Annotated in this window: 3 protein-coding genes and 2 pseudogenes; 3 read left to right on the forward strand and 2 right to left on the reverse strand. The window is 57.3% G+C overall.

The window, feature by feature from the left end; all coding sequences use genetic code 11:
• Positions 1-325: 325 nt before the first annotated feature.
• Positions 326-454: pseudogene (locus tag AC3WL8_RS39790) on the reverse strand (helix-turn-helix domain-containing protein); the annotation flags it as partial.
• 274 nt (positions 455-728) lie between these two features.
• Here AC3WL8_RS39790 and AC3WL8_RS39795 point away from each other — a divergent pair.
• The 3 genes and pseudogenes from AC3WL8_RS39795 to AC3WL8_RS39805 form a co-directional block, all read left to right on the forward strand.
• Positions 729-914 (forward strand): annotated as a pseudogene (locus AC3WL8_RS39795) (hypothetical protein); the annotation flags it as partial.
• 182 nt (positions 915-1,096) lie between these two features.
• Positions 1,097-1,294: a type II toxin-antitoxin system VapB family antitoxin gene (locus AC3WL8_RS39800; RefSeq protein WP_013959268.1), complete on the forward strand. Its 198-nt coding sequence runs from the start codon at positions 1,097-1,099 to the stop codon at positions 1,292-1,294.
• Positions 1,291-1,662, forward strand: a complete 372-nt coding sequence (locus AC3WL8_RS39805; RefSeq protein ID WP_013959269.1) for a type II toxin-antitoxin system VapC family toxin — start codon at positions 1,291-1,293, stop codon at positions 1,660-1,662. The genes AC3WL8_RS39800 and AC3WL8_RS39805 overlap by 4 nt, the downstream gene beginning before the upstream one ends.
• Here AC3WL8_RS39805 and AC3WL8_RS39810 read toward each other — a convergent pair.
• Positions 1,659-2,150: a helix-turn-helix domain-containing protein gene (locus AC3WL8_RS39810; protein ID WP_049800725.1), complete on the reverse strand. Its 492-nt coding sequence runs from the start codon at positions 2,148-2,150 to the stop codon at positions 1,659-1,661. The genes AC3WL8_RS39805 and AC3WL8_RS39810 overlap by 4 nt on opposite strands.
• Positions 2,151-2,295 lie beyond the last annotated feature (145 nt).

Raw genomic sequence — 2,295 nt, forward strand, 5'->3', positions numbered from 1 at the left:
CAACTCCGCACAAAAAGCACGCCCGCACCGACATTTGAATTCAGCGGGCGCTCCGACCTTTCAAAACCCGCTGGACAAAGTTTGTAAGGGCCAAACCAGAATGTCCGCCTTCAGCCAGATCAGAATGTCCACCAAACAGACCTATACTGGTAGCCCCAGCCGCACGACCCCGGGTTATGCAGCGTCCGATTATCGGCGCCTACAGCAGTAACGCGAACCCCGCCGCGGCGACTCTACAAGTTGAGCATGGCAAGGCCTCCACCGATCGCCCCATCCCATACGAGCCCCGCATTGTCAGAGCCAATGACAGTTCAGGAGAGTACATCTAGGCCTCATCTAGGCCATGCTTCTTGACTACCTGCAGGAGCCTGGCAGCCATGCCGCTGGGCTGCTTTTGGCCGCTTTCCCACTTTTGAACTGTCGACGTGCTGGTATTTAGGTACAACGCAAAGATTCCAGTTGCAAACTCACGGGCCTAGCTGGCCAGATTGGCATGGTGAGTCTTGCTGAACGGATGTGATGGACATGATTGCTAGCCTCCCGGCTGCCAGCTATTCATCTCCTGCCATCAAGAAAGTCCTCCCAATCCCAGAGATACGCGCAGTCCTTCGGGTCGGTCTCGCGGTCAACCGCTGGCCTGGTCGAGTCTTTGCTATTGCGAGTGAAGAACGAGTGGGCAGGCTCGGGAATCTCGCTCAAGAGGACATATGCGAGGGTGCCCGAATGATGGACTGGTGAACGTGATTGTCTGGCCCGGCGTGCTGGAGGCATTCCGCAAGGAGATCCTGAGCGCAACGCTAGCAGGAGTCTATGGGCAATGGCAATGCGAAGACGGGGTCCGGCACCTGGTGGCTCAGCGCATGGTGGATCTGTCGCCGCTACTCGGCAGGCTCGAAACCGGCAGTCGCAACTTCCTGACTGCCGGGCCACACCGCACCACGATTATCTGGTGTGTGTTCGCAGGCGGTTTTCGGCTGTTCGCGCGTGTAACTGCATTGGAATGTCGCGGCAAAACGCGTTCATTACGAGACGCAAAACGCACTATTATAAGCATCAAAAGATGCTATAATTAGTGCCGATACTTACGGAGGTTCCGATGCGCACGACTATTGCGCTTGATGACGACTTGATCGCCAAGGCTCAAGCCTATACGGGCCTGAAGGAAAAAACGGCACTCGTGCGCGAAGCGCTAAAGGCCTTGATCCAGCGCGAAGCCGCGAAACGACTCGCGAATCTTGGCGGTAGTCAACCGGGCATCAAGGGGGCGCCGCGTCGCCGGCAGGACGTCGAATGATTCTTGTCGACACGTCGGTCTGGATTGACCACATCAACGCTTCTGATCCTGTGCTGATTAGCCTGCTTGCCGAGGAGCGTGTGCTGGCTCATCCATATGTGATAGGCGAGATTTCGCTCGGTAGTCTGCGTGACCGTGACGTCGTGCTTGGCGCGTTGCTCGATCTGCCGCGCGCGCCAGTTGTAACGCCGGAGGAGACGTTCTATCTGATCGAGCGCGAAGGTTTGTTCAATCGTGGAATCGGATATGTCGACACGTCACTGTTGGCGTCCGCGCGCCTACAACCAGGCATCACCATCTGGACGCGCGACAAGCGATTGAAGAAAGTTGCCGATGAACTCAATCTCGGCGCGGTGCTCGCGCACTAGATAACGAAAAAGCGATGCGTCCGAAAAGATAAGAGAGATCCTGGCATAGACTGGCTGCCCGGACATGCGTGGGAGGCCGCCATGCGGATCAGTTTACAAATCGTAGTGGATACCGAGTGACACGCCGGCCACCGTGACCGAGATCGCGCAGTTCGAGCGAGACTATTGTTGAGCCGGCTGCAGCGCACGATGGTCGCGGCACAGGTTGCCGAGGCGGTGCCGGAGATCAGCTCGAGGTTGGCCGGAACAGGCAGGCCGTCTTCGATACGCTCTGCGGCCTCCATGAGGTACTCGAGCATCTGGCCGAATGCGAGGCCTGGATCCCCCTTCTCGATTCGATAGGCCGTGTTGCGAGAAAGCCCCGCGCGCACCGCAGCGTCGGCTTGCTTGATGTGGCGAGCCTGGCGTAGCCGGGCCAGCAGCCAGCCAACATGTGCCGCTTGCTGCGCCAATTCTGGGGAGAGGACGGAGGACTGGGAGACTTTCATGCTCGGAAAATCGCTCGCAAAAAGCGATATTGCTCGATTTCACGAACATTATATAAAACGCATCCGCAGCTAGATTCCTTGACTGAATTGATTGCGTAGTGATTGAGCCAAGTTTTTCTACGCGGCGATTTTGACCTGATCGCAC

It is taken from the genome of Cupriavidus sp. FW305-F7 (genome assembly GCF_058782875.1).